This window comes from Frankia tisae (genome assembly GCF_025403405.1).
Classification (GTDB): Bacteria; Actinomycetota; Actinomycetes; order Frankiales; family Frankiaceae; genus Frankia; species Frankia tisai.
In genome coordinates, this window is the sequence record NZ_JANEZT010000856.1 from 1 (window position 1) to 398 (window position 398).

Below are 398 nucleotides of genomic sequence, written 5' to 3' on the forward strand. Positions count from 1 at the left end.
CTCTCGGGCGGCGAGGCGCAGCGGCTCAAGCTCGCGGGCTTCCTGGCCGAGGCGGCGAAGAGCGCCAGCAGCAGCCGGCAGCCGCTCGCGCGCAAGGGCACGCTGTTCCTCTTCGACGAGCCGACCACCGGCCTGCACTTCGACGACATCGCCAAGCTCATGCGCGCGCTGCGCAAGCTGCTGGACGCGGGGCATTCGATCATCGTCATCGAGCACAACCTGGACGTGATCCGCGCGAGCGACTGGCTGATCGACCTGGGGCCGGAAGGCGGCGACGCCGGCGGCCTGGTGGTGGCGCAGGGCACGCCGGACGACCTGCGCCAGCACCGCACCTCGCACACCGGCGAGGCGCTGCGCGAGTACGAACTGGCGCTGGGCGAGGGCGGCCACTCGGTGCA

The 398-nt window shown here is 72.4% G+C and carries 1 pseudogene; it reads left to right on the forward strand.

The features are described from left to right. Window positions 1-398 (forward strand): annotated as a pseudogene (locus NBZ85_RS34300) (hypothetical protein); the annotation flags it as partial.